This is a genomic window from Pseudomonas wuhanensis (assembly GCF_030687395.1).
GTDB lineage: Bacteria > Pseudomonadota > Gammaproteobacteria > Pseudomonadales > Pseudomonadaceae > Aquipseudomonas > Aquipseudomonas wuhanensis.
The window spans coordinates 4,438,069-4,463,613 of the sequence record NZ_CP117430.1; the positions used below are offsets into that span (position 1 = coordinate 4,438,069).

23 protein-coding genes, 5 tRNA genes and 2 pseudogenes are annotated in these 25,545 nt (G+C 57.3%); 9 read left to right on the forward strand and 21 right to left on the reverse strand.

Features of this window, described 5'->3' with window-relative positions; genetic code table 11:
- Nucleotides 1-66: 66 nt before the first annotated feature.
- Nucleotides 67-204 carry a hypothetical protein gene (locus tag PSH88_RS20520; protein WP_305422309.1) on the forward strand — a complete coding sequence of 46 codons (138 nt, stop codon included), beginning with the start codon at nucleotides 67-69 and terminating at the stop codon, nucleotides 202-204.
- 359 nt (nucleotides 205-563) lie between these two features.
- On the opposite strand, the pseudogene PSH88_RS20525 reads toward PSH88_RS20520, so the two are convergent.
- Nucleotides 564-1,067 (reverse strand): annotated as a pseudogene (locus PSH88_RS20525) (alpha/beta fold hydrolase); the annotation flags it as partial.
- 178 nt (nucleotides 1,068-1,245) lie between these two features.
- Between PSH88_RS20525 and PSH88_RS20530 the strand changes: the two are divergent.
- Together PSH88_RS20530 and PSH88_RS20535 are read left to right on the forward strand one after the other, a co-directional pair.
- The gene (locus PSH88_RS20530) at nucleotides 1,246-2,376 is read left to right on the forward strand and encodes a carbon-nitrogen hydrolase family protein (protein WP_305422310.1); all 1,131 of its coding nucleotides are present in this window, start codon (nucleotides 1,246-1,248) and stop codon (nucleotides 2,374-2,376) included.
- Nucleotides 2,377-2,379: 3 nt separating this feature from the next.
- Nucleotides 2,380-3,420 carry an AraC family transcriptional regulator gene (locus PSH88_RS20535; RefSeq protein WP_305422311.1) on the forward strand — a complete coding sequence of 347 codons (1,041 nt, stop codon included), beginning with the start codon at nucleotides 2,380-2,382 and terminating at the stop codon, nucleotides 3,418-3,420.
- A 406-nt stretch (nucleotides 3,421-3,826) separates the two neighbouring features.
- On the opposite strand, the gene PSH88_RS20540 is transcribed toward PSH88_RS20535, so the two are convergent.
- The 12 genes from PSH88_RS20540 to PSH88_RS20595 all read right to left on the reverse strand — a co-directional run bounded on the left by PSH88_RS20540 (nucleotide 3,827) and on the right by PSH88_RS20595 (nucleotide 14,393).
- Nucleotides 3,827-4,660, reverse strand: a complete 834-nt coding sequence (locus tag PSH88_RS20540; RefSeq protein WP_305422312.1) for a DUF2242 domain-containing protein — start codon at nucleotides 4,658-4,660, stop codon at nucleotides 3,827-3,829.
- Nucleotides 4,661-4,889: 229 nt separating this feature from the next.
- Nucleotides 4,890-6,761: a SurA N-terminal domain-containing protein gene (locus PSH88_RS20545; protein ID WP_305422313.1), complete on the reverse strand. Its 1,872-nt coding sequence runs from the start codon at nucleotides 6,759-6,761 to the stop codon at nucleotides 4,890-4,892.
- Nucleotides 6,762-6,863: 102 nt separating this feature from the next.
- A tRNA-Asp gene (locus PSH88_RS20550) sits at nucleotides 6,864-6,940 on the reverse strand.
- A gap of 53 nt (nucleotides 6,941-6,993) precedes the next feature.
- Entirely contained in the window at nucleotides 6,994-7,266 is a 273-nt protein-coding gene (locus tag PSH88_RS20555) for an HU family DNA-binding protein (RefSeq protein ID WP_002552737.1), read from the reverse strand.
- Between the two features lie 149 nt (nucleotides 7,267-7,415).
- Nucleotides 7,416-9,812, reverse strand: coding sequence for an endopeptidase La (lon, locus tag PSH88_RS20560; RefSeq protein ID WP_007901802.1), 2,397 nt, complete (start codon nucleotides 9,810-9,812; stop codon nucleotides 7,416-7,418).
- Between the two features lie 264 nt (nucleotides 9,813-10,076).
- Entirely contained in the window at nucleotides 10,077-11,360 is a 1,284-nt protein-coding gene (gene clpX / locus PSH88_RS20565) for an ATP-dependent Clp protease ATP-binding subunit ClpX (protein ID WP_007901798.1), read from the reverse strand.
- A gap of 112 nt (nucleotides 11,361-11,472) precedes the next feature.
- Entirely contained in the window at nucleotides 11,473-12,108 is a 636-nt protein-coding gene (gene clpP, locus PSH88_RS20570) for an ATP-dependent Clp endopeptidase proteolytic subunit ClpP (RefSeq protein WP_008062468.1), read from the reverse strand.
- 93 nt (nucleotides 12,109-12,201) lie between these two features.
- On the reverse strand, nucleotides 12,202-13,512 hold the full coding sequence (tig, locus tag PSH88_RS20575) for a trigger factor (protein ID WP_305422314.1): 1,311 nt from the start codon (nucleotides 13,510-13,512) through the stop codon (nucleotides 12,202-12,204).
- 399 nt (nucleotides 13,513-13,911) lie between these two features.
- A tRNA-His gene (locus PSH88_RS20580) sits at nucleotides 13,912-13,987 on the reverse strand.
- Nucleotides 13,988-14,065: 78 nt separating this feature from the next.
- Nucleotides 14,066-14,150: transfer RNA gene (locus tag PSH88_RS20585), tRNA-Leu, on the reverse strand.
- 57 nt (nucleotides 14,151-14,207) lie between these two features.
- Nucleotides 14,208-14,283 (reverse strand) — tRNA-His (locus PSH88_RS20590).
- A gap of 33 nt (nucleotides 14,284-14,316) precedes the next feature.
- Nucleotides 14,317-14,393 (reverse strand) — tRNA-Arg (locus PSH88_RS20595).
- A 275-nt stretch (nucleotides 14,394-14,668) separates the two neighbouring features.
- On the opposite strand from PSH88_RS20595, the gene folD reads away from it, so the two are divergent.
- Both folD and pbpG read left to right on the forward strand, forming a co-directional pair.
- Nucleotides 14,669-15,523, forward strand: a complete 855-nt coding sequence (gene folD / locus PSH88_RS20600; RefSeq protein WP_305483351.1) for a bifunctional methylenetetrahydrofolate dehydrogenase/methenyltetrahydrofolate cyclohydrolase FolD — start codon at nucleotides 14,669-14,671, stop codon at nucleotides 15,521-15,523.
- Nucleotides 15,524-15,783: 260 nt separating this feature from the next.
- Nucleotides 15,784-16,722, forward strand: coding sequence for a D-alanyl-D-alanine endopeptidase (pbpG, locus tag PSH88_RS20605; RefSeq protein WP_305422316.1), 939 nt, complete (start codon nucleotides 15,784-15,786; stop codon nucleotides 16,720-16,722).
- A gap of 72 nt (nucleotides 16,723-16,794) precedes the next feature.
- Here the strand turns inward: pbpG and PSH88_RS20610 are convergent, their stop codons facing one another.
- The 3 genes and pseudogenes from PSH88_RS20610 to PSH88_RS20620 all read right to left on the reverse strand — a co-directional run bounded on the left by PSH88_RS20610 (nucleotide 16,795) and on the right by PSH88_RS20620 (nucleotide 18,070).
- Nucleotides 16,795-17,019 (reverse strand): hypothetical protein, encoded by a 225-nt coding sequence (locus PSH88_RS20610; protein WP_305422318.1) that lies wholly within the window; start codon nucleotides 17,017-17,019, stop codon nucleotides 16,795-16,797.
- 13 nt (nucleotides 17,020-17,032) lie between these two features.
- Nucleotides 17,033-17,248, reverse strand: coding sequence for a DUF6021 family protein (locus PSH88_RS20615; protein ID WP_305422320.1), 216 nt, complete (start codon nucleotides 17,246-17,248; stop codon nucleotides 17,033-17,035).
- 92 nt (nucleotides 17,249-17,340) lie between these two features.
- Nucleotides 17,341-18,070: pseudogene (locus PSH88_RS20620) on the reverse strand (cysteine peptidase family C39 domain-containing protein).
- 172 nt (nucleotides 18,071-18,242) lie between these two features.
- Here PSH88_RS20620 and PSH88_RS20625 point away from each other — a divergent pair.
- Nucleotides 18,243-18,413: a hypothetical protein gene (locus PSH88_RS20625; protein WP_305422321.1), complete on the forward strand. Its 171-nt coding sequence runs from the start codon at nucleotides 18,243-18,245 to the stop codon at nucleotides 18,411-18,413.
- Nucleotides 18,414-18,494: 81 nt separating this feature from the next.
- Here PSH88_RS20625 and PSH88_RS20630 read toward each other — a convergent pair whose 3' ends face one another.
- Nucleotides 18,495-19,244 carry a TerC family protein gene (locus PSH88_RS20630; RefSeq protein WP_007901783.1) on the reverse strand — a complete coding sequence of 250 codons (750 nt, stop codon included), beginning with the start codon at nucleotides 19,242-19,244 and terminating at the stop codon, nucleotides 18,495-18,497.
- Nucleotides 19,245-19,272: 28 nt separating this feature from the next.
- Entirely contained in the window at nucleotides 19,273-19,515 is a 243-nt protein-coding gene (locus PSH88_RS20635) for a hypothetical protein (protein ID WP_008073086.1), read from the reverse strand.
- 181 nt (nucleotides 19,516-19,696) lie between these two features.
- Between PSH88_RS20635 and nhaR the strand changes: the two genes are divergently transcribed.
- Nucleotides 19,697-20,596 (forward strand): transcriptional activator NhaR, encoded by a 900-nt coding sequence (gene nhaR, locus PSH88_RS20640; protein ID WP_123357532.1) that lies wholly within the window; start codon nucleotides 19,697-19,699, stop codon nucleotides 20,594-20,596.
- Nucleotides 20,597-20,600: 4 nt separating this feature from the next.
- Here the strand turns inward: nhaR and PSH88_RS20645 are convergent, their stop codons facing one another.
- A complete protein-coding gene (locus tag PSH88_RS20645; protein WP_305422322.1) occupies nucleotides 20,601-21,755 on the reverse strand; it encodes an MFS transporter in 1,155 nt (384 codons plus the stop codon).
- Between the two features lie 330 nt (nucleotides 21,756-22,085).
- Here PSH88_RS20645 and sstT point away from each other — a divergent pair, with 330 nt between their 5' ends.
- The gene (gene sstT / locus PSH88_RS20650) at nucleotides 22,086-23,336 is read left to right on the forward strand and encodes a serine/threonine transporter SstT (RefSeq protein ID WP_305483352.1); all 1,251 of its coding nucleotides are present in this window, start codon (nucleotides 22,086-22,088) and stop codon (nucleotides 23,334-23,336) included.
- Between the two features lie 78 nt (nucleotides 23,337-23,414).
- Here the strand turns inward: sstT and PSH88_RS20655 are convergent, their stop codons facing one another.
- A complete protein-coding gene (locus PSH88_RS20655) occupies nucleotides 23,415-23,924 on the reverse strand; it encodes a DUF1993 domain-containing protein (RefSeq protein WP_095633963.1) in 510 nt (169 codons plus the stop codon).
- A 140-nt stretch (nucleotides 23,925-24,064) separates the two neighbouring features.
- On the opposite strand from PSH88_RS20655, the gene PSH88_RS20660 reads away from it, so the two are divergent.
- Complete coding sequence (locus PSH88_RS20660) at nucleotides 24,065-24,712, forward strand: YceH family protein (RefSeq protein ID WP_305422325.1); 648 nt, start codon at nucleotides 24,065-24,067, stop codon at nucleotides 24,710-24,712.
- Nucleotides 24,713-24,897: 185 nt separating this feature from the next.
- Here PSH88_RS20660 and PSH88_RS20665 read toward each other — a convergent pair whose 3' ends face one another.
- Complete coding sequence (locus PSH88_RS20665) at nucleotides 24,898-25,416, reverse strand: cupin domain-containing protein (RefSeq protein WP_305422326.1); 519 nt, start codon at nucleotides 25,414-25,416, stop codon at nucleotides 24,898-24,900.
- Between the last annotated feature and the right edge of the window lie 129 nt (nucleotides 25,417-25,545).

Consider the following 25,545-nt stretch of genomic DNA (forward strand, 5'->3'; position numbering starts at 1 on the left):
GACCTGACGAAGTACGACAACTAGGTGCCTTGGCCTGCCGCTTACGCTGAAAAACCGGGGGATTACATGAGCAGGGATAGAGAAAGCAGCGAAGACCAGAGCATGGTCGACAAGATCACTGCAGGCGAGCTATTGATGGCGCTAGCGATGCAGACTTTCGCCCCTACCACGATGCGCAAGAAACGCAGTCTGCAGAGGAAGTGAAGAGGCTACGTCTGGAATCGGAGGCATTGTTTGCAGATGTTAACGAATATCAACGCCAAGCCCTCAGCAGGCCTAAATCTCAGTTGCATTGAATGAAATCCCGTACGGCAAAGGCAGCAATCCTGACTGCATCTACATCACCATCGATGGTGGTTTATGGCCCGCCTTGCACAACACTAACGCAGCCCTGGTCGAGACGCCGACCTGCAGCTCTAGTGAAGTTTCGCGCATCGACATGATTGAGAAGCACTGCTCCGATAACACTTAGTGATGTCCTCTTCCCAGCAGCGAGCAGGGAGAAAATAAACGCCGGAAGGGCCAACCTCCGGGGTTTTGCTTTTATTTCGCCAGCCATTGTCTTAACTACGGTTCAGCTCTCCAACCAACACCTTGTTAAAGCGTGCGGGATCTTCTATCTGCAATGCATAACCTTCGCCTGCAATCTCGATCAAACTCGCCCCGTGATCAGCTGGCTGGCTGCTTGTCTACGACATGGTAATCGCCGATCTTCGCCTTGATCTCAGGTGATGCAATGTCACTGCCGATGGCGCTAATGTCGGCATCACTAATCATAAAGACGCTCGGCATCGTGAGGTTGAGAAACTCGCAGATCATTGGCTGGGTAAAGATCATGTCGTAGATGAGGGCCGAGTTCCACGCCACTAGTTTGTGCCCCGGCCACCTGTTGAGCCCGGCCAGCATGCCTACCCAGCTGTCATACTCAGATTTCCAGCGACAGCAGTAATAAGAGCTCCGCTCGTACTCGCGGATGCCATCGCCGCGAGCTTGAGCTCGAGATCGACACTTCGAAATGGCACGCCCCGGCCTTCTGCGTCCAGTAGGGATAAGCCTCGCACAGGCACTTTTTGTACAGAGCCAAGTTCTTACTTCAGTGACGTACGCGGCTAAAACTCCAATTTTAACGAAAAAAAAATCTCGCCCCTGAAGCAATGTCTCCTCTAACTCCTTGTATTACGGTACTCTTGATTCAATTTTAAGTGCAATGCCATGACCCTGCACACGGCCGTTGACTGTTTCCCCATGCGCAAACTTTTGTACCTGACCCTCTCCATGGCGTTGATCGCCGCCCTCACGACCTACGCAATGTGGGCCGCGAACCGTCCGGTGGGTCATTACCTGTCGGACCTGCGCATCAGTCTCGCGGTCGATCAGGGCACTCCCGCCGATCGCGGCAATCTGCTGGGTATCCAGCCGGAGCTGTTCCCCACCGACTACCAAAGCCCCGAACGCCTGCACCGCAAGCTCGCGGCCTACTTGCAGAAGGCTCAGGATCAAGGCCTGCTGAATGAAAAGACCATCGTCGTACTGCCCGAACACGTCGGTACCTGGCTGATGATCAGCGGCGAAAAAGACGAGTTGTACCAGGCCACTACGCTCAAGGAGGCCATGAACTGGCTGGCGGTGAGCAACCCGTTGCAGTTCATCCGCGCCCTGATCAGCGCCGAGGGCGGCAGCCGCCTCGACGACGCGCACTTGCGGATGAAGGCCAAAAAAATGGCCAGGGATTACCAGGCGCTGTTCGGCGGCCTGGCGAAAGAATTCCGCATCACGCTGGTGGCGGGTTCCATCGTGTTGCCCGAACCGAGCGTCAGCGACGGCATCCTGAAGATTGGCCGCGGTGCGCTGTACAACAGCAGCGTAGTGTTCGGTCGCGACGGTTTGCCGATCGGCCAGCCGCAGCGGCAAATGCACCCGACTTTCGCTGGACGCGACACCGTCGAAGCCAATTCCGAACACACGATCAACGTCGTCGATACACCGGCCGGACGCCTGGGCGTGCTGATCGGCAGCGACAGCTGGTACCCCGACAACTATCGCAAACTCGACGATCAAGGCGCGCAACTGGTGGCGGTCCCGGCGTTCGTCGTCGGGCGCGGGTCCTGGGATCAACCGTGGCGCGGTTATAAAGGCCAGTCCACACCGAATTCTGTGAGCCTCAAGGCTGGCGAACTCAGTGAAGGTCAGGCCTGGCATCGGCTGACGCTGATCGCCCAACCGTCCGGCAGCCAGGCCATCGCCGGCATGAGCGTGTTCCTGCGCGGTCAGTTCTGGGACAAGGGCAGCGCCGGTCAAAGCTTCCTCAGCAGCAACGGGCAGCATTTTGCCGGTGGCGATGCCCGGGGCGCACGTTTGCTGAACCTCTGGCTGTAAGCGATGAAACCGCAACCGATGCGCCTCGGGGATTTGTCGGTGGGCTTCGTCCATAGCCTGGCCGACGCCGTGCGCAGCCATGGCCTGGACCCACAACCGTTGCTCGAACAGTACGGTCTCGACGCCGCGCGATTGGCCGAGGCCGGCGCCCGTCTCTCGATCCCGCGCTACATGCGCCTGGGTCACAGCGCCATTCAACTGACCGACGATCCGGCACTGGGCTTGCGTATGGGCCAGCTCAGTCGCCTGAGCCAGGCCGGCCTGGCCGGCGTCACCGCCGCCCAAGCCCCCACCGTGCGCGAAGCGGCGCGCTGCCTGATTCGCTTCGAAGCGCTGTACGGCTCCAACTATCGCGGCCAGTCGAGCTTTCATGAAGACGCCCAAGGCGCTTGGTTGCGGTTCTATTCCATCAGCCCCTACAACGCCTACAACCGCTTCGTGGTGGATTCGATCATCGCCGGCTGGTTGCAGCAATTGTCCAGCGTAAGCCCTGCCCCGCTACGCGCCGAACGGATCGAGATCGAATTCCAGGCGCCGGATTACCGCGAGGCCTACGCCGTACTGGGGGATTGTCCGATTCAGTTTGGCGCCGAACAGAATCAACTGCGCCTGAGCCTGGACAGCCTCTCCCAGCGCAACCCGCAGCACTGCCCGAGCACTTGGCGGCACCTGTTGCAACTGTGTGAGCGGGAACTGGAGCAACTGACACGCACCCGTAGCCTGCGTGAACGTATCACTCAGTTACTGGGGCCGTTGCTCAATGGTGGCCGGGAACCCGACCTGGAGGAAGTGGCGGCACGCCTGAAGCTGCCAACCTGGACCTTGCGTCGCAAACTCGCCGAGGAAGGCACGCAATTTCGTGCAATTCTCAACGACACACGTCGCGACCTCGCCATGACCTACATCCGCGACACCGAACTGGCGTTCGGGGAAATCGCCTACCTGCTGGGGTTTGCCTCAGCCGAAGCCTTTCAACGGGCCTTCAAACGCTGGAACGGCCAGACCCCTGGCGAGTTTCGCCGCAGTCATCGCCAATCCGCGTAGGAGATCTTTTGTGGCGAGGGGGCTTGCCCCCGTTCGGCTGCGCAGCAGTCGTAAACCGGTTTACAACTCGGTAGCGTCTTCGGCCGGTTCCAGCGGGTCCAGTTCAAACGCCTGATACTCGAGCAGTTCTTCTTGATAATCGTCCATTATTAAAACCCCCATCGCTTGTTGAAAAAATTGCCTGAATAAATGACCAGCGCCCTGAGCATAAAGTGCCCGTATGAAAGAAAAATGACGCTGGTACGACACTACGTCGCTACTAAATAAAACGTAGCAGGTGGTCAGGAATTTATCACAGGATTTTTTCGATACGAGCTGTAGGAATACGGCTCGACTTGATGTGGATCAATCTTGGAAGGTGTTACGGAATCGAAGTCGTTTGACCCGATCCCATAACATCGGTCAATTACTGGCCGGAGACAGGCATGGCCGAAATTGGCTCGGTCGGTGCCGGCATAGTGCTTGAATCCGCCGGTGGAGCCACTGTTTCGGTGGACGAACTCGGCTCGCTGCTCTGCGCCGGGGTAATCGGCGCGCTGTCAGCAGGTGGTGCGACAGGCTCCGAAGTGGCTGGTGCAGGCTCAACTGCCGGCGCTGGGGCAGGCGCAGGTTCTGCCGCCGGGATCGGCGCCAACTGAGCCGGCGCAGCCTTGACTTCAGGCACACCCAGATCAGTCTTCGGCTTCTCGGTAATATGCGCGGCCTTCTTCGCTTCCGGTGGCAGGAACAACTCGACCAAGGCAAAGAAACGTTCGTAGAACTTGGCCGAGGATACGGTTTCACTGGCGACCTTGACCATCGAGTCGTCGGACGAGCCGATCGGCATCGAGACCGAGCCCAACACACCGACACCGAGGCTGGCGGAGTTGTTGGTCTTCTTCAGCGCATAACGGTCCTGCAGGGCGTTGGCGAACACAGTCGCATGGTGCCCTTCGCTGCCATCATCGGCACAAACCACGCTGAAGCTGATCTCCATGTGGGTCTCGCCAGTCTGCTGGAAGCTCTTGTGACCACTGACCAGCTTCGGATCGGCGCTGGTGATGATGTAACCCTGGCTGAGCAAAGCCCGACGGGCGGCCTCACAGGACTGCTTATCGGTCACCGGGTAATTGCGCGAGAACGTTCCGGAGTCGTCGAAGTTCTCATGCTCGTAGATGGCGGCTTTCTTCGAGGAACAACCGGCAGCGGCGGCCAGCACCACGGCCAGCCCGACAACACGCATGGGAATTGATCTAAACATTGAACATCCTGAGGAAAACGGTTCGGGGCGTATTGTGCAACAGATCGATGCTTAGCGTCGCACCGTTTAGTGTCTTGAAACAGTTACAAGTCTACTGACTGCCATTGACAGGAAAAAGTCGCGCGGTAAATAAGCAGGCGACGGGTAGCACATCCCGCTTTTGTTTCACCCATAAAAAACCCCGGCCTTTCGGCCGGGGTCCTTGTGTCGCGCAAAGCTCAGTCAAGCATCAGAAACGCTTGATCTCAGCCTCACTTTCCAACAGCTTGCGGTAGGCCGCGAAGTCTTGCTGACCAATGCGCGAGGCGAGGAAGCGACGGTATTGAACCTTCTCTTCTTCGGTCGGCGCCGCGGCTTCGTTCACGCTGTTCAGACGCACGATCACCAGACTACCATCGGCCAGGGTCACGCTACTGAAGGTCGGCTTGTCTTTGGAGACTGGCTTGGGCATGCGGAACAGCGCTTGCAGCACGGTTGGGTCGATCCCTTCCTGAGCGCGAGTCGCGGCTGCAGTGACTTTCCAGTTCTGGCCATCGATCGCCTTGTCCAGTACCGTCTTGCCATCGCGCAGGCTGGCAATCAGTTGATCAGCCTTGGTCTTGGCGGCAGCACTGGCATGCTCCTTGGTCAGCTGCGCACGGATGCTGGCAGCCACGCTTTCCAGCGGCAGTTGCTCAGGCTTGCGGTGCTCCTTGGCGCGCAGCACGATCACGGTTTCCGGGTCCAGCTCGATGGCGGTGCTGTTGGCACCCTCCTCCAGCACTTCAGGACTGAACGCAGCGGCCACCACGGCACGGTTGGCCGCAACACCTTCGCCACCTTCCCGGCCGAATGGCGCGGACGTGTGGACGGTCAGTTTCAGGTCTTGTGCCGGCTGGGCCAGATCAGAGGACTCGAACGAGGAGTCTTCCAATTGCTTGGTCGCCTCGACGAAACGCTGCTCGACCTGCTGGGTTTTCAGCTCGCGGGTCAGCTTGTCTTTCAGGCTGGCAAACGTCGGCACTTCAGGGGCTTCAACACCCAGCAGCTTGATCAGGTGAAAACCGAAGTCGGTGCGAACCGGCTCCGAAACCTGATCCTTGGCCAACGAATACAGGGCTTTTTCAAACGCTGGATCGTAGACGCCTGGACCTGCAAACCCAAGGTCACCGCCGTTGTTCGCCGAGCCCGGATCCTGGGAGAATTCCTTGGCCAGGGCCTCGAATTTCTCGCCTTTGGTCAGACGCGCCTGCACTTCTTCGATTTTGGCCTTGGCTTGCGCCTCGGTCACCTTATCGTTCACTTCGATCAGAATATGCGCAGCCCGGCGTTGCTCGGACAGGTTCGCGGTTTCTTTCTGATACGCCGCTTGCAGGTCTTCGTCCTTGACGCTGACCTGATCAAAGAAGGACGCCTTCTTCAATTCGAGGTAATCGATGACCACCTGATCCGGCGTCATGAATTCCTTGGCGTGTTCGTCGTAGTAGGCTTTGACTTCGTCGTCAGTCAGTTTCACCGCCGCAGGATCTGCCTTGACGTTCAAGGTGGCGAAATCGCGGGTCTGTTTTTCCAGACGGGCGAAGGCCAGAACCTGTGCATCGGTGACAAAGCCGCTGCCAGCCAAGCCAGCGCGTAGCTGACCGATCAGCATTTCCTGAGCCAGCATCTGGCGGAATTGCAGACGGCTATAGCCGAGTTGACGGATCACCTGATCGAAGCGCTCGGCGTTGAACTTGCCATCCACCTGGAATTCAGGCGTTTGCAGGATCACCTGATCCAAAGCCGCTTCGGAGAAAGCGAATTTCGATTTTTCTGCGCCTTGCAGCAGCAGTTTGCGATCGATCAGGCCTTTGAGGGCCGATTCGCGCAGCATTTTTTCGTCGAGCAAGGAAGCATCGAAATCCTTGCCAAGCTGTTGCATGAGCTGACGGCGTTGCATATCAACCGCTTGGTTCAGCTCGTTTTGACTGATTTCTTCACCATTGACCTTGGCCGCATCCTGGCTGTTGGTCGTCGCCTGGAAAATGGCCTCGATACCGGTGAAAGCCATCAGTACAACGATGATCCCGATAATGGTCTTGGCAATCCAGCCTTGTGAATTGTCCCTGATATTCTGCAGCATGCGTCCCCCAGAAACGGTTGAACTTCAAAATTAGGCAACCGTGGAGCGTGGGTAGAATCCGGATAGAAGAAAGGCGCATCCGAGGATGCGCCTTCTCGTAACTGGCGGAGCGGACGGGACTCGAACCCGCGACCCCCGGCGTGACAGGCCGGTATTCTAACCGACTGAACTACCGCTCCGCTGCCAAGTCAGGAATGACCCCGACCCGGATAGGCAAAAACCTGAATCGAACTTAGTTGACAGCTTCTTTCAGTGCTTTACCAGCTTTGAAACCTGGTTTTTTGGCGGCGGCGATTTCCAGCGTCTTACCGGTCTGTGGGTTACGACCGATGCGAGCTGGACGATCGGTCACGGAGAAGGTACCGAAACCAACCAGAACAACAGAGTCGCCAGCCTTGAGAGCGCCAGTGACGGATTCGATTACAGCGTCCAGCGCACGGCCAGCAGCAGCTTTCGGGATATCAGCGGATGCAGCGATAGCATCAATCAGTTCCGACTTGTTCACTCTAAGTCCCCTTATATCTATTTGAGTTTGATTCTAAGTTTTTTGGTGAAAGCAAAAAAACGAGTGCTGAATGGCCTACAGACACTTAAGAGCCGCTTTATAACAAGGGCTCTAAAAAACTGTCAACAAGCCCCCCAGGCAAATGCGTACTAATGCGTGCTAATTCTTTCCTTAGAGTCAGACTCGCGTTTTTCATCCTTTGCAACGATCTCCGGAACCACATCCGGCAAGGGCTCCGGCGCGTATTGCAGCGCAATTTGCAGGACCTCGTCAATCCATTTAACTGGTTTAATCTGTAGATCTTGCTTGATATTGTCAGGAATTTCCTTCAGATCGCGTACGTTCTCTTCAGGAATGATCACCGTCTTGATTCCACCACGGTGAGCAGCCAGCAGTTTTTCCTTCAATCCACCGATCGCCAGCACCTGACCACGCAAGGTGATTTCGCCGGTCATGGCAACATCTGCACGCACCGGAATGCCAGTCAATGCTGACACCAGGGCCGTGCACATGCCTACACCAGCGCTAGGGCCATCTTTCGGCGTTGCCCCTTCAGGCATATGGATATGCGTGTCGCGCTTCTCGTGGAAGTCCAGAGGAATCCCCAGGCTCTTCGCACGGCTGCGGACAACGGTCAGGGCTGCGGTGATCGATTCGACCATCACGTCACCCAGAGAACCCGTCTTGATCAACTGGCCTTTACCCGGTACGACCGCGGCTTCGATGGTCAGCAATTCGCCACCCACCTGGGTCCACGCAAGGCCCGTTACCTGGCCAATCTGATCCTGCGACTCAGCCAGACCGTAGCGGAATTTACGCACGCCCAGGAAGTGCTCGAGCATGTCGGCAGTGACCTTCACCGAGAAGCGTTTTTCCATCGCATGCTCTTTGACCGCCTTGCGGCAAACCTTGGCAATCTGGCGCTCCAGCCCACGCACACCGGCTTCGCGGGTGTAGTAGCGAATGATGTCGCGGATCGCTTCGGCGTCGAATTCCAGCTCGCCTTTCTTCAGACCGTTGGCCGTAATCTGCTTCGGCGAAAGGTATTTGACGGCGATGTTGATCTTCTCGTCTTCGGTGTAACCCGGCAGACGAATCACTTCCATCCGGTCCAGCAGCGCCGGCGGAATGTTCATGGAGTTGGAGGTGCAAAGGAACATCACATCGGACAGGTCGTAATCGACTTCCAGATAGTGATCGTTGAAGTTGTGGTTCTGCTCGGGATCGAGCACCTCCAGCAACGCCGACGCCGGATCGCCACGCATGTCGCTGCCCATTTTGTCGATTTCATCGAGCAGGAACAGCGGGTTGCGAACGCCCACCTTTGTCATCTTTTGAATCAATCTTCCTGGCATCGAACCGATATAAGTCCGACGATGACCACGAATCTCCGCCTCATCGCGCACACCACCGAGGGCCATGCGGACGAATTTGCGGTTGGTGGCGTGAGCAATCGACTCCGCCAGAGAGGTTTTACCCACCCCGGGAGGACCGACCAGGCACAGCACCGGACCACGAATTTTCTTCACGCGCTTCTGCACGGCGAGGTATTCGAGGATCCGCTCTTTGACTTCTTCCAGGCCATAGTGGTCGGCGTCGAGAATGTCTTCGGCACGAGCGAGGTCCAGACGCACCTTGCTCTGGGCCTTCCACGGCACTTGAACCAGCCAGTCGATGTAAGAACGCACCACCGTCGCTTCCGCGGACATTGGCGACATTTGCTTGAGCTTGTTCAGTTCGGCTTGAGCCTTGGCCAGTGCGTCTTTCGGCAGACCGGCGGCATCGATACGCTTTTTCAGCTCTTCGATTTCGTTGTGGCCTTCGTCGCTGTCACCCAGCTCTTTCTGAATGGCCTTCATCTGCTCATTCAGGTAGTACTCGCGCTGGCTGCGCTCCATTTGCTTTTTAACGCGGCCGCGAATGCGTTTTTCGACTTGTAGCAGATCGATTTCGGCATCCAGCAACGCCAGAACGTGCTCGACCCGGGCCGACAAATCGATGATTTCGAGGATTTCCTGCTTCTGCTCGATCTTCAGGGCCATGTGCGCGGCCATGGTGTCGACCAGGCGGCCTGGCTCGTCGATGCTATTAAGCGACGACAGGACTTCAGCGGGGACTTTCTTGCCCAGCTGCACATATTGTTCGAACTGAGCCAGCAGGCTGCGGACAAACACTTCCGACTCGCGCTCAGGCGCGTCGACTTCGTCGATCAGCGAAACTTCGGCACGGCAGTGGCCGTCGACTTCGCTGAAGCGCTCCACGGCGCCCCGCTGCTCGCCTTCGACAAGAACCTTGACTGTACCGTCAGGCAGCTTGAGCAGCTGCAGAACGGTAGCGATGGTACCTACGCGATAAAGTGCTTCTTCACCGGGATCGTCGTCAGCAGGATTTCGCTGAGCCAGCAGAAGGATCTGCTTGTCGCCCGTCATCGCTGCCTCGAGGGCTTCGATGGATTTCTCGCGCCCCACGAACAGCGGGATAACCATGTGCGGATAAACCACGACATCACGCAATGGCAGGAGAGGCAATTCGATGGTTGTCTTCATGATTTCGCCTCTACGGCGGCCATAAGGCCGTAAACAGATGGAAGTAAGCTTGAAACCAAGATGGGGGCTGTTTTCAAAAAAAACAAGCGGATAAAAGAACCACTTTGAAGATCGCCCCTTACGGTAGCGCCTGTATGGGTCCGGATGCATCCAATCAGGCCGACTGTTATGCCGCCTTCGCAGCGGTGCGGCGATCCGACAAGCCAGCCCCCCACAATAGCAAAGGGGCCCGAAGGCCCCTTCTTTATTTCAGCAGTGTGACGCTTAGGCGTCCGGCGCTGCCTTGGCAGTCGGCTCACTGTTTTCGTAGATATACAGTGGCTTGGACTTGCCTTCTATAACGCTTTCATCGATCACTACTTTACTCACCTCGGACTGCGAGGGGATTTCATACATAGTGTCGAGCAATACACCTTCGAGAATCGAGCGCAGTCCACGGGCACCGGTCTTACGTTCCAGGGCACGTTTGGCGACCGATTTCAGCGCGTCGGCCCGGAACTCCAGATCCACGCCTTCCATCTCGAACAGCTTGGCATACTGCTTGGTCAGAGCATTTTTCGGCTCGGTGAGAATCTGCATCAACGCAGCCTCATCAAGCTCATCCAGCGTGGCAAGTACCGGCAGACGACCGACGAATTCCGGGATCAGACCAAACTTGACCAGATCGTCAGGTTCGACTTCACGCAGGGACTCACCGACTTTCTTGCCTTCTTCCTTGCTGCGCACTTCCGCGTTGAAACCAATGCCTCCCTTGGTGGAACGGTTTTGAATAACCTTTTCCAGACCGGAGAACGCACCGCCGCAGATGAACAGGATGTTACGGGTGTCGACCTGAAGGAATTCCTGCTGCGGATGCTTGCGACCACCTTGAGGTGGAACGGAAGCGACCGTACCTTCGATCAACTTGAGCAGGGCCTGCTGCACGCCTTCACCGGAAACGTCCCGGGTGATCGACGGGTTGTCAGACTTGCGCGAGATCTTGTCGATCTCATCGATGTAGACAATGCCCATCTGGGCTTTTTCTACGTCGTAATCGCACTTCTGCAGCAGCTTCTGAATGATGTTCTCGACATCTTCACCCACATAACCCGCCTCGGTGAGGGTGGTTGCGTCGGCGATGGTGAACGGAACGTTCAGCAAGCGGGCCAGTGTTTCGGCAAGCAGGGTTTTACCCGAGCCTGTCGGGCCGATCAGCAAGATGTTGCTTTTGCCGAGTTCGACGTCGTCATTCTTTTTGTCACGCTGGTTCAAACGCTTGTAGTGGTTGTACACCGCTACGGCCAGAACCTTTTTCGCACGTTCCTGACCAATCACGTACTGATCAAGGATGCCGCTGATTTCTTTAGGCGAAGGCAATTTATGCGCGCTGCTTTCGGCCTGGGCTTCCTGCACCTCCTCACGGATGATGTCATTGCACAGGTCGACGCACTCGTCGCAAATAAAGACCGAGGGGCCGGCAATCAATTTGCGTACTTCATGCTGGCTTTTGCCACAGAAGGAGCAATAGAGCAGCTTGCCGTTGTCCTCGCCGTTGCGGGTGTCAGTCATTCGTTCGATCCAAATCCGATAGGCTTGCAACACAAGATGAAGGCTATTGCGGGCTTTTTCAAGCCCGCTAGTGATCGGACCCGCCGACCAACCTTATTTTGAGCTGCTTATTTTAAGCGGGGCGCTGATTGATCACTTCATCGATCAACCCGTATTCACGCGCTGCTTCTGCACTCATGAAATTATCGCGGTTGGTATCGCGCTCGATTTCTTCAAGAGTGCGCCCGCTATGCTTGGCCATCAGCGTGTTGAGACGCTCACGAATGAAGAGGATTTCCTTGGCATGGATTTCGATATCCGAAGCCTGGCCCTGGAAACCGCCCAGTGGCTGGTGAATCATCACACGCGAGTTTGGCAGGCAGTAACGCTTGCCTTTCGCACCCGCCGTCAGAAGAAACGCGCCCATGCTGCACGCTTGACCGATACAGGTGGTCGACACGTTTGGCTTGATGAACTGCATGGTGTCGTAGATCGACATGCCCGCCGTCACCGAACCGCCCGGCGAGTTGATATAAAGATGGATGTCCTTGTCCGGGTTTTCCGCTTCAAGGAACAGCAGTTGCGCACAGATCAGGTTGGCCATGTAGTCCTCTACCGGACCAACCAGAAAGATCACTCGCTCCTTGAGAAGGCGCGAGTAGATGTCATAGGCGCGTTCGCCACGAGCAGACTGCTCGACAACCATCGGGACCAGGCCGCCTGCGGCCTGGATATCAGAGTTCTGCTGAATATACGAATTACGGAACATGCTCTGCAGTCACTCCCAAATAGTTATGTCTTGAATACGCATAAGCCAGCACGAAGGCTGGCTTATGGTGTGTACTTCTTACCGCAAAAACAATCAGTCGGCTTGTGGAGCTTCTACCGGCTTGACCGCTTCTTCGTAAGAGACCGATTTGTCGGTCACGCTAGCTTTCTGCAGAACAGTATCCACAACTTGTTCTTCCAGCACAACCGAACGGACTTCGTTCAGTTGCTGGTCGTTCTTGTAGTACCAAGACACAACCTGCTCAGGCTCCTGGTAAGCCGAAGCCATTTCCTGAATCATCTCGCGAACGCGGGCTTCGTCAGGCTTGAGGTCGAATTGCTTGACCACTTCAGCCACGATCAGACCCAGCACAACGCGGCGCTTGGCTTGCTCTTCGAACAGCTCGGCCGGCAGTTGGTCAGGCTTGATGTTGCCGCCGAACTGCTGAACAGCCTGCACGCGCAGACGGTCGACTTCGTTGGACAGCAGAGCCTTTGGCACTTCGATCGGGTTGGTGGCCAGCAGACCGTCCATAACCTGATTCTTGACCTTGGATTTGATCGCCTGACGCAGTTCGCGCTCCATGTTCTTGCGAACTTCGGTGCGGAAGCCTTCCAGACCGGTTTCCTTGATGCCGAATTGAGCGAAGAATTCTTCGGTCAGCTCTGGCAGTTTAGGCTCGGAAACGGTGTTCACGGTCACGGTGAACTCAGCGGCTTTGCCTGCCAGGTCGAGGTTCTGATAGTCCTCTGGGAAGGTCAGGCTCAGAACGCGCTCTTCGCCGGCTTTAGCGCCAACCAGACCGTCTTCGAAACCAGGGATCATGCGGCCGGAACCCAGCACCAGTTGGGTGCCTTTGGCGGAACCGCCAGCGAACACTTCACCGTCGACTTTGCCGACGAAATCGATGTTCAGTTGGTCTTCGTTCTGAGCGGCGCGATCGGCAACTTCGAAACGGGTGTTCTGCTTGCGCAGGATTTCCAGCATCTTGTCCAGATCGGCATCAGCCACGTCAGCGCTCAGGCGCTCGACAGTGATACCTTCGAAACCGGCAACAGTGAACTCCGGGAACACTTCGAAAATTGCGACGTATTCCAGATCTTTGCCAGCTTCCATCGATTTAGGCTCGATCGAAGGAGCGCCAGCCGGGTTCAGCTTCTGCTCAACAACAGCTTCGTAGAAAGAAGACTGGATCACATCGCCCACGGCTTCTTGACGTGCATCAGCACCGAAACGGCGCTTGATTTCACTCATAGGCACTTTGCCTGGACGAAAGCCAGCGATCTTGGCCTTTTGGGCAGTCTGCTGCAGACGCTTGTTGACCTGAGTCTCGATGCGCTCAGCCGGCACGGTGATGCTCATGCGGCGCTCAAGAGCAGAAGTATTTTCAACAGAAACTTGCATGGATATTCCTCGTTGCACAGACGTTAGCCGGCCGTTTCCGACCCCAGAATCAAGGGCATGCATTCTAGTGGGTCAAACTCAAGAAGTCACCCTACTGAAAACGGGTAAAAAAGCAGCAGGCAATTTATAGGCGGGGACAAACGGTTATGCCTCGCCCTGTTAGCAAATACAGCCAGTCATGCCGGGGCTCTGCACCCACCTTCCTATATATAGAAGCAATCGGCAATTCATCCCTGACAGTCAACCCCGCGAGGGGATCGGCGGGCAAATCGAGCATCATCGAGAAACATAAATACGACGAAGCGACCTGCCCTGCGGCCCACAACCTGCAGCCGTCGACACTCAAACCACTGAAACAAAAAAGGCGCCAGACTGTTAAATCTGGCGCCTTTCGGAATATGGGGTGGACGATGGGGATCGAACCCACGACAACGGGAGTCACAATCCCGTGCTCTACCAACTGAGCTACGCCCACCATATTGCGTGACAAAGAAGCCAAACAACTTCTTTGTTGAGCCCCAATCAAGCCAATCGGCATGAGTGAAGCTTTATTTGGTGCGGATGAAGAGACTCGAACTCTTACGCCTCGCGGCGCTGGAACCTAAATCCAGTGTGTCTACCAATTCCACCACATCCGCGGATTGAAGCTGTTAAAGCAAAGGCGCCAGACTGTTAATCTGGCGCCTTTCGAAATATGGGGTGGACGATGGGGATCGAACCCACGACAACGGGAGTCACAATCCCGTGCTCTACCAACTGAGCTACGCCCACCATATCGCGCTACTTGTGCCAAAGCTGCCTAAATGGCGCACCCGGCAGGACTCGAACCTGCGACCATCCGCTTAGAAGGCGGATGCTCTATCCAGCTGAGCTACGGGCGCCTTGTTAATCTGTACTCTTGGAGGACTACAAACTAAGTGCTTTTCAGTCTTGCAGAATCGCAACTCCGCTCGACCTTCTCAACCAGTGCTAGGCTGTGCCCGACAAGTGCGACGAATAGTATAGAGCCCCCCGGAGGTCGTCAAATCCTTTTTAAAAAAAATTCATTTAATTAAAGGGGTTAGGGGAATTTACAGACCAAGCGCCTTTGCCCTCACCTCATGACATGCGAGAATGCGCTCTCTTTTTTCCCCCTCTCGATGGTTAATCACGCGCAATGACTGCACAACTAATCGACGGCAAATCGATCGCCGCCAGCCTGCGCCAGCAGATCGCCAAACGAGTCGCCGAGCGTCGCCAGCAAGGCTTGCGCACACCCGGCCTCGCGGTGATCCTGGTCGGCAGCGATCCTGCCTCTCAGGTTTATGTCTCGCACAAGCGTAAAGACTGTGAAGAGGTCGGCTTCCTTTCCCAAGCCTATGACCTGCCTGCCGACACCACTCAAGCCGCGCTGACCGAGCTGATCGATCGCCTGAACGACGACCCGGCGATTGACGGCGTTCTGCTTCAGCTGCCCTTACCTGAACACCTGGACGCCTCCAAATTGCTGGAGCGCATTCGTCCTGACAAGGACGTCGACGGCTTCCACCCTTATAACGTCGGCCGTCTGGCACAGCGCATTCCGCTGCTGCGTCCGTGCACACCTAAAGGCATCATGACGCTGCTGGAAAGCACCGGTGCCGACCTGTACGGAATGGACGCGGTCATTGTCGGCGCGTCCAACATTGTTGGCCGTCCGATGGCGATGGAACTGCTGCTGGCCGGTTGCACCGTGACCGTTACCCACCGCTTCACCAAGGATCTGGCAGGCCATGTCGGTCGCGCCGACCTGGTGGTGGTTGCCGCCGGCAAGCCGGGCCTGGTCAAAGGTGAATGGATCAAGGAAGGCGCGATCGTGATTGACGTCGGCATCAATCGCCAGGAAGACGGCAAGCTGGTCGGTGACGTGATCTACGAAACCGCCCTGCCCCGTGCCGGCTGGATCACTCCGGTTCCGGGTGGCGTTGGTCCGATGACCCGCGCCTGCCTGCTGGAAAACACGCTGTACGCCGCCGAAACGCTGCACAGCTGAGTTCACGCTCGCACGCAACATCGCATAAAGGAACCCCGCCTATCGCGGGGTTCTTTTTGCCTGTAGAAAAAAGCTCGCCCACTGACGGAAGCTGCAAGACCGGCCGGCTAAAAAAGAGCCGCTGCATTAAATATTCTTCACTTTTACCCCCTGCCTTACAGGCGCCTATGGCTTTCCTGGCACATACTCCTAAAATGCGTCGTTTTAAAGAAACAGCCCGTTACAGAACGGCATATCCACCCCTTCATGAGTCTGCCAGCGTGAAAATCCGTCTTTCCATCCTGAGCCTAGTTTTTGCAGTTACAGGGACTTTCACCACGCCAACGGTCAACGCCGCTGAGACCACCGCGGCACCTCGAGACAATTCACAACTGAAGATCGCGTCCGGCAGCGCTTTGCTGATGGATCTGCAAACCAACAAAGTCATCTATGCCAGCAACCCTGATGTCGTCGTACCCATCGCCTCAGTCAGCAAATTGATGACCGGCCTGGTGGTCGTAGAAGCGCGGCAGAACATGGACGAATACCTTTCCGTCAACATCAGCAACACACCGGAAATGAAAGGCGTGTTTTCCCGGGTCAAGCTCAAAAGCGAATTACCACGGCGTGAGATGTTGCTGATTGCCCTCATGTCATCGGAAAACCGTGCCGCCGCGACGCTGGCCCATCACTACCCGGGCGGTTATGTTGCGTTCATCGCCGCCATGAACGCCAAAGCCAAGGCGCTGGGCATGACCAGCACCCACTTCGTCGAACCGACGGGCCTCTCTCCTCGCAATGTGTCCACCGCCCGTGACCTGAGCAAGCTACTGATCGCCGCGCACAAGTACCCGCTATTGACCGAACTGAGCACCACCAAGGAAAAAACCGTCAGATTCCGTAAACCCAACTACAGCCTGGGTTTTCGTAATACCGATCATTTAGTCAACAAACCTGACTGGGACATCAGACTGACCAAAACCGGCTTCACCAACGCAGCGGGGCATTGCCTGGTATTGGTCACTCACATGGGCAACCGTCCGGTTGCACTGGTGATACTTGATGCCTTCGGCAAATACACGCACTTCGCCGATGCCAACCGGATCCGCAACTGGGTCGAAACCGGCAGGAGCGCCAACGTGCCGTCCGTAGCCCTGCAGTACAAGTCCGACAAGAACCTCAAAAATCGCCAGAGCGGTGTGATCGAAGCCTCGAAATAAAGTCCAAATACCTACCAATGAAAAGCCCCGACAGTCGGGGCTTTTTGTTGGCAGGCGGTTTTCGTCCAGCGGTCAGTCGTTGGGCAACGGCATCTGATCGTCATCCGGAATGCCATCCCCGGCACTCGGGTCTCTCCAACCCTGCGGATGCTTCGTCGGCACCACTGTTGGTCTGGCCAAGGGATCCCTTAACGGGCTGTCCGGATCCATCACCGGATCCACATCCGCTTCGGGGGTTGTTGGAACACTGTCTGGAGGATCTGGACGTTTGTCGTCGAAGCTCGAATCGGTAGACATATGCACCTCTTGACTAAAACTTGGGTTTCAGATCGCCAAGGGGATCGTAAGGCTTCGCCGGGGCCTTCTTGCCCGCCTCACCCGGCTTTACATCCCTGGGCGCCTTGGCGGGCCCGATGGGATCGACTTGAGGATCGGCGAGGTCCGGAGAATCGGGGTCGAACCCCAGCTCATTGTCGGACGAATGCTCAGACGAGTGCGGGCCGGTGGGGGTATTGGAATGTGCCATGGCGCCTCCTGTTCATGGTCCCGAAAAATCCGGGCCCTCTACTTGAGACTTCAGCATAGCGCGGCGGTGCCATGCCGATGACGAGCGGAAACCTACTTCGCGGTCAGCGCCTTCTTCGCCCGGGCTGCCGCCTGTTCCTGACCTGACTGGGCAAGATCGCTCGCCGCTTTCAGCCAGCGCGGCTGATCGACATTGGCCGGAATCTGGTCCGGTTTCTGGATCAATACGGCCCAACCGCCGGCATTCTCGAATGCCGATTCAAAGGCGCTGAACCCCATCAGCAACCGACGATCCATCCCGGCGCGCAGCAGCACGGTCTGCTTCTGACGGTTGTAACCGGCGAGAATGGCGTATCGGGGCTCTGCCCAAAACGCCGAGCCTTCGGTGAAGCGCACCATTACCGGATAACCAGCAGCAACCTGGGCCAGCAGCGCCGGCAAATGGCTGTCGAGGGGATAGACCACCAGCCCGTACTCACGCGCGAGGTTCTGCATGTTCTGCTGCAAGCGGTCTTCGGCACCCGGCAAATGCAGAGGTTTGTCGAGCAACCCCGGGGTGATCACGATGCCCTGCTGGGACAGCAGGCTGGCCAGCACCTGAGGCCCGCTTTGATAGCTTTGCCCACGGTAAAACGTACCGCTGAGTTCAACCCGCTCCGGCAGACGCTTGATCTCGGGCGCCACGCTCCCCGCACAACCAGCCAGGCCGGCGACGCAGCCAACGATCAGCACCAAAGATCGAATTCGAGAAAATACCCGCACCATTATCACTCTCTTGTTCAGACGCCAGGTATCCATCCCCCCCGGCTTGGCCGTCGATCATAGGATGCCGCGCGGCAGCGGTATAGCCTTAACCGGCAGTTGATTGCATTCGATAGAGCGAACTGGTTGGTGACAGGCGACCTTTGGTCAATAGCCTGAAATACAGCAACGGCTAGACTGTCATTTATCAAGGAAGAGTGTGCGCCCGATGCAGCGCAAAAGAGGAGGCACTGATGAGCCTGACAATGACTATCGTAATGTTGATTTCCGGCTGGCTGGCCGTAGCCGCCGCCATGCTGTGGGGCGTTTTGCGCATTACCCGCCGGCACCATCACCACCCGGTTCAATCGGCGCCCGTGGTGAAAACCGATAAACCGGCTGCGCACCCCGCCACCGTCCACTGACCGGCGCTTTTCAGTCGTACAAACAAAAAAACGGCCGCCTGGACTCTTTCGAGTTCAGGCGGCCGTTTCGTTTAACGAAGGTTAAGCTTCAGCAGCGATGCGCTTCTGCCGGGCCCGACGCGACAGCATGTTCAAGCCTTCGATCGTGGCCGAGAACGCCATGGCGGCGTAGACATAGCCTTTCGGTACATGGGCGCCAAAACCTTCGGCGATCAGCGTCATGCCGATCATGATCAGGAAGCCCAGCGCCAACATCACCACCGTCGGGTTGTCGTTGATGAACTTGGCCAGAGGGTCAGCCGCCAGCAACATCACCAGGACCGACACCACCACCGCAATGATCATGATCGGCAAATGCTCAGTCATGCCGACAGCGGTAATGATGCTGTCGATGGAGAACACCATGTCCAGCATCAGGATCTGACCGATTGCAGCGGCAAAGCCCAGGGTCACGGTCGAAGTGGCCGACGTCGGATCATCCGGTGCCGGGTCCATGCTGTGATGGATCTCGGTGGTTGCCTTCCACAACAGGAACAAACCACCCGCGATCAGGATCATGTCCTTCCAGGAGAACGCGTGGCCGAGAATCTCGATCACAGGCTCCGTCAACTGGACGATGAACGCGATGGTGCTCAACAGTGCCAGGCGCAGGATCAACGCCATGCCGATACCGATGCGCCGTGCCTTCTGGCGATGCTGTTCGGGAAGCTTATTGGTGAGGATCGAGATGAAGATCAGGTTATCGATGCCGAGCACGATTTCCATCACCACCAGCGTGGCCAGGGCGACCCAGGCAGTGGGGCTTGCAGCAAGTTCTAAAAGGTATTCCATGGGTCAGTCCTGACTCGTTATAGACGGTTTAGATTTCCTGGGACGAAGATTCGGATTTGTCCGTCTCTTTGGCCGGTTGTTCTTTCTTGCTGATCAGGCCGCCCGTGGCATCGCTGAGCGCTTGTTCGGCCGCTTTGTGGGTATCGTCAATCGCCTGCTTGGCGGTTTCGGCAGCCTTGCCCATCAATTGCTGAGCGCTTTTCTCGGCCTGGTCGCAACCGGCCAACACCAGTAAAGACGCAATCAGCAGTGCCGTGGTTTTAAGCTTCATGATGCTTTCCTCGATAGAACAGACAGGACCGGAAAGGCGATCCGTCGATAGCGAGGCATTCTAAGGAAGCAAACACTTCAGTAAAATTCGTATTTTCAGCGGTTATACTTCGGCTTTAACGAATCCAGATATCGTACGTGGCGTGCCTGACGGATGATGTGGACAAGGGGATTTCACTAATATGTTGAATTATCGACAGCTGCATTACTTCTGGGTGGTGGCCAAGACCGGCAGCATCGTGCGCGCCTGTGAGCAACTGAACCTGACGCCACAGACCATCAGCGGGCAGATTTCCCTGCTTGAGCAAACTTATGGCATCGAATTGTTTCGCCGGGTCGGTCGGCAACTGGAACTCACCGAAGCCGGGCGTCAGACCCTCCCTTACGCTGAGCAGATGTTTCAACTCGGTGGCGAACTGGAGTTGATGCTGCGGGCGCAGCCCAATGAGCAACAGATTCTGTTTCGGGTGGGCGTTGCCGACGTAGTGCCCAAATCCATCGTCTATCGACTGATCGCGCCGACCATGGAGTTGAGCGAGCCCCTGCGTATCACCTGTCGCGAAGACAAACTGGAACGCTTGCTTGCCGACTTGGCGATTCAACGCCTGGATCTGGTGATTTCCGACAGCCCGATGCCCTCGCATCTGGACATCAAGGGCTACAGCCAGAAACTCGGCGAATGCGGCATCAGCTTTTTCGCCACCGCAGAATTGGCGGCGCGATATGGCCAGGACTTCCCCCGCAGCCTGCACGGCGCCCCACTGCTAATTCCCGGGCCGGAAACCGTGGTGCGCAGTCGTTTGCAACGCTGGTTTGCCGAACAGCAGATCCAGCCACAAATCGTCGGCGAGTTCGACGACAGCGCCTTGATGCAGGCTTTCGGCCAATCCGGCAGCGGGATATTCATCGGCCCGAGCGTGATTGCCGACGAATTGAAACGCCAATGCGGCGTGGAGTTGATCGGCCAGACCGACGCCGTGCGCGAGTCGTTCTACGCCATCTCGGTGGAACGCAAGGTCAAACACCCCGGCATTGTCGCCATTACCGAAGGTGCTCGCCGCGAGCTGTTTACCGCGATGTGAGATGTCAGGCGCAGACTTCGCGAGGTTTGAAAGTCATCAGCGCCATCGCCAACAGGATCGAGACGAGGATAAAACCGGCCGCCGCGAAACCCAGGCCGCCCAGGCCAACACTGTCGATCACTCGCCCACCGACCATCGCCCCCAGACCGATTCCGAGGTTGGCCCCGGCGATGTTCAGCGATGCAGCAAAGGCCGGAGCCTCAGGCGCAGCCTTCATCAGGCGCACATGACTGACCAGGAACAGCGCAGCCTGAGTCACGCCCCAAATCCCCATCGCTGCCGCCAGACCGAGGGGCGAATGAATGTTCGGCACCAGCGCCACCATGCCGGCGATCATGAAGGCACAGAACGTCACTGAAGCGATCAGCGGATGCCGATCCACCGCGCGACCGCCCAACGAATTGCCGATCAAGCCGACCGCACCGAAACCCATCAGGCACCAACCGACCACCGTGCCGTTGAAACCGGCCAGCCGCTCAAGAATATCCGCCAGGTAGGTGTAAGCGGTGAACATGCCGCTGAACACCAGGATCGATAACAGCACATGCCCCAGCATCAACGGACTGCGCAGGATCTTGAACTGCGAACGGAAGCTCACTTGATGTTGGTGCAGGTTGGTTTTCGGCAAGTAGATAAACAGCAGCAATGCCTTGGCAAACGCGATCACCGCCAGAATGCCAAAGGCACTGCGCCAGCCGAACGCATCGGAAATCAGCGTACCCACCGGAATACCGAACACCGTGGCGCAGACAATGCCGAAACCGATCTTGGCGATCGCCCGCCCGGCATAGTCCGGCCCGACGATGTCCACTGCGGTTTCACTGGCCAACGCCCAGAACACCGGCAACCCCAGCGCCGGAATCAACCGCGCAATGGCCATCACCCCGATGTTCGGCGCCAGTGCCGCCAGCGTATTGGCCAGGCCGAACATGATCAGCACGCTGATAAACAGTTTGCGCCGTTCAAACCTGGCGAAATACGCCGTCAGGAACGGCCCGAAAGCGGCGACGGTAAAGGCGAACAGGGTCACCAGCAATCCCGCTTGAGGGATGCTGACGTCCAGATCGCGAGCGATTGCCGGTAACAGGCCGACAATGATGAATTCCGTGGTCAGCACCGTAAAACCGGCGGCGGACAACAGAAGAATGGGCAACAGCATGCAGAACTCCAGGAAAACGACGACACCAGCGACAGCCCGAAGGCTCACTGGCAGAACTTGAAAATGAGGATGGCGAAGCTTAACAGAGTGTTTCCGGGCGAGGTTGCACGAACCTGCAAATCGCGTTGAACAATCGGGTGGCAGATCGTCACAGGTCTGAAGGATCACGGCTACGCTGTGATAAAGTCCGCGGCCCGCGGTACTTACACTTTGCTCATCGGCCATTCATTGGCATTGATGCAGCGACCCTTCGGTTCCCTCCATGTGGCCTGCCCGGCTTTTTGCTGCATGAGCAGAACCCTGCACCCTAAAAAAATCAGAGATGCCGTTATGACCGCTTCATCCCCTTCTCTCTTGCAACGCCTGAAACGCAGCAGCCTGGTCACGCAAATCATCATCGGCCTGATCGCCGGGATTGCCCTGGCGCTGTTCGCGCCTGAGCTGGCCAAGTCCACTGCCTTCATTGGCAAAGTGTTCGTCTCGGCGCTCAAGGCCGTCGCGCCGATTCTGGTGTTCGTGCTGGTCATGGCGTCGATTGCCAACCATAAGCACGGCCAGGAAACCCATATCCGGCCGATTCTGTTTCTGTATTTGTTGGGCACCTTTGCGGCAGCCGTGGTGGCGGTGATCGCCAGTACGCTGTTTCCGTCGAGTCTGGTGTTGTCTACCCAGGATGTTGCGGTGACCGCACCGGGTGGCATCAGCGAAGTGCTGCAAAGTCTGCTGCTGAGCGTGGTCGACAACCCGGTCAGCGCGCTGATGAATGCCAACTTCATTGGTATTCTGGCTTGGGCGATCGGCATGGGGGTTGCGATTCGCCATGCCGGCGAGACAACGCGCGAAGTACTGGGCGATCTGTCCAATGGCGTGACCTTGATCGTGCGCTTGGTGATCCGCTTTGCGCCGCTGGGGATCTTCGGTCTGGTGGCCTCAACCCTGGCCACTTCCGGCTTCGGCGCCTTGATCGGTTACATGCATCTGCTGGCCGTGTTGTTGGGCTGCATGCTGTTCGTGGCGCTGGTGATGAACCCGGCCATCGTGTTCTGGAAGCTGCGTCGCAACCCATATCCGCTGGTATTCACCTGCCTGCGCGAGAGTGGAATCACTGCATTTTTCACTCGCAGTTCGGCGGCGAACATTCCGGTCAACCTGGAATTGAGCAAGCGTCTGGGCCTGCACGAAGATACCTATTCGGTGTCGATCCCGCTCGGCGCCACCATCAACATGGCCGGTGCTGCGATCACCATCACCGTGCTGACCCTGGCCGCCGTGCACACCCTGGGCATCGCCGTGGATATTCCGACGGCCATTTTGCTCAGCATCGTCGCGGCGATCTGTGCCTGTGGTGCCTCGGGCGTGGCCGGTGGTTCGCTGTTGCTGATTCCACTGGCGTGCAGCCTGTTCGGCATCCCGAGCGAAATCGCCATGCAGGTGGTGGCGGTCGGCTTCATCATCGGTGTGTTGCAGGACTCGGCGGAAACCGCGCTGAACTCCTCCACCGACGTGCTGTTCACAGCGGCGGCGTGCCAGGGTGAGGAACAGAAGATCCGGAAAGCCCGGGAAGCCCAGCGTTTGGCGTAACAACGCACCTACAGAAGGCGTGACAAAAAAAGCCCGCCAAGGCTTACACCTTGGCGGGCTTTTTTGTACCTGGGCGGTTTAGAACGCGCCCATGTAATCGCGCTTGCCCACTTCCACACCGTTGTGACGCAGCAATGCGTAAGCAGTGGTTACGTGGAAGAAGAACTGCGGCAAACCGTAGCTCAGCAGGTAAGCCTGGCCAGTGAAGCGCTTCTCTTTAGGCGTGCCTGGACGGGTAACAATCTCGATGCCTTCCTTGCCGTTGATTTGCTCGGGTTTGATCTCGCCGATGAAGGCCAGAACCTTGGCGATCAGCGCTTGCAGTTCGGCGAAGGTGGTTTCGGTGTCATCGTATTTCGGCAGTTCGACTTCAGCCAGGCGCGCCGAAACGCCCTTGGCGAAATCAACGGCAATCTGCACCTGACGCACCAGCGGGAACATGTCCGGGTACAGACGGGCTTGCAGGAACGCGTTCGGATCAATGTTTTTCGCGGTAGCGTGGGCTTCGGCCTTGCTCAGGTTGTTGCTCAGGGCATTGAGCATTTGCTGGAAAACCGGAACGGAAGCGGCGTACAGGGAAATAGTCATGATGGTCTCGTGTGGTGACAGGAGTAAAAACGTGGAGCGATTATAGCCATGCCCGACCGCCCTGCGGCTTGTCTTTTATCCTGCAAGGATTAGGCTAGGCGGCTTCGACTGCATGCTTCGACTGCATAGGGAAAAGCGCGATGAGCACTGAGCAAGAAACGACCTTCGACGAACCGCGGCTCAACAGCACGGAAATTCGCATTCTGGGCTCGTTGATCGAGAAACAGGCCACCAGCCCGGAAACCTATCCGCTGACGCTCAATGCGCTGGTGATTGCCTGCAACCAGAAAACCAGCCGCGAACCGGTGATGAACCTCAGCCAGGGCCAGGTCGGCCAGAGCCTGCGTGTCCTTGAGGGTCGAGGATTCACCCGACTGGTGATGGGCAGCCGTGCCGATCGTTGGGAGCATCGGGTCGACAAGGCGCTGGAGCTGGTACCGGCGCAGGTGATTCTGACGGGGCTGTTGTTCCTGCGCGGCCCGCAGACAGTCAACGAACTGCTGACCCGCAGCGGCCGCATGCATGACTTCGAAGATGCCGAGCAGGTGGTGCATCAACTGGAACGCTTGATCGCCAGAGGTCTGGCGCTATTGATCCCGCGCCAGGCCGGCCAGCGCGAAGATCGTTACATGCATGCACTGGGCGATCCGGCGGATATCGAAGCGATCCTGGCAGCCCGGCAGAATCCGGTGGAGCGTGGCGCCAGTGGCGGTGTGTCGGTTGAGCGAATCGAAGAGCTTGAAGCGCGGATTGCGGCACTGGAAGAGCGACTGGCACGCCTCGAATAGACCTTGTTCCTGATGCACCGAGGGTCCTCTGTGGCGAGGGAGCTTGCTCCCGCTGGGTCGCGAAGCGGCCCCAAAAGCAGTCAACGCATCACATCTGGCACACCGGGCTTGCCGGGATTACGACTGCTGCGCAGCCGAGCGGGAGCAAGCTCCCTCGCCACGGGTCCGAGTTGAACCCTGAATGGCTACTCGCCGTCCCAATAATCCACGCCATCGGCCTGCCTGGCGACGGCGACGAAGCCCGAAGCATTGCCCTCGGCATCGACCTTGAAGTCGTCCATCACGACATATTTGCCAGAGTCCGGGTATTCGCAAATGTCCGGCGATTGCTGGCTGCTGACCGCCAGATAGCGCAATTCGCCATTGCTGGTGTTGATGATCTGGTGCGCGGTTTCAGGACCGCCCGCCGGGCAGGCAATCACGTCACCGGCACGGATCGCAAAGCGTTCGGCGCCAAGGCGAACCTCCCCTTCCCCGGCCACTATGTAGAACATCTCCTCGTTGACCCGATGGCTATGAAAAGGACTGCCGCGCATGCCCGGCTCCAGGGCATACAACCGATAACCCAGCTTTTGCGCGCCCAATTGCTGGCCGATGCGGGCAAAGCGTTGTTGATAGCGGCTGGCAGCGTCTCCGGTGGGAGCAAATTCCTCGGGCAGCGGTAAAAGTTCGGCCTGATCCAGGTTGAGAATGGCGGGATGCATGAAAACCTCGGTCACGGTGGCTGGAAAGCAAGTCTGCGCTTGCTGGTGGCCAGTATAGGCGGGAGATGTTCGCGGGCAAGTGAGTGGGGATTGGCAGGAGACCGAGTCGCAACAATCGCGAGCAAGCCC